This is a genomic window from Falsigemmobacter intermedius, assembly GCF_004054105.1.
Taxonomy (GTDB): domain Bacteria; phylum Pseudomonadota; class Alphaproteobacteria; order Rhodobacterales; family Rhodobacteraceae; genus Wagnerdoeblera; species Wagnerdoeblera intermedia.
On sequence record NZ_SBLC01000004.1, the window covers coordinates 1 to 545 of the forward strand.

1 protein-coding gene is annotated in these 545 nt (G+C 61.3%); it reads right to left on the minus strand.

From position 1 onward, the window contains the following. On the minus strand, positions 1 to 545 hold a 545-nt coding region (locus EP867_RS03375; RefSeq protein WP_241656803.1), incomplete at both ends, for a GTP-binding protein.

Here is a 545-nt window from a genome sequence, read left to right on the forward strand (position 1 = left end):
CCGGTGCAGGTCGATTTCGAGGTCGGGCGGATGCCGACGATCTCGACTTCGTCACCAACGTTGATCACGCCGCGCTCAACACGACCGGTCACAACGGTACCACGGCCCGAGATCGAGAACACGTCTTCGATCGGCATCAGGAAGGGCTGGTCAACAGCACGTGCCGGGGTCGGGATGTAGGAATCGACAGCTGCGAGCAGCTCGCGGATTGCGTTCTCGCCGATTTCAGCGTCGCGGCCTTCGAGAGCAGCCAGAGCCGAACCTTTGACGATCGGAATATCGTCGCCGGGGTAGTCGTAGGACGACAGCAGCTCACGGATTTCCATTTCCACGAGCTCGAGCAGCTCCGGATCGTCAACCTGGTCAACTTTGTTCATGAAGACGACCATGTAGGGGATACCCACCTGGCGGCCGAGCAGGATGTGCTCACGGGTCTGCGGCATCGGGCCGTCAGCAGCGTTCACCACGAGGATCGCGCCGTCCATCTGGGCAGCACCGGTGATCATGTTTTTGACGTAGTCGGCGTGGCCGGGGCAGTCAACGTG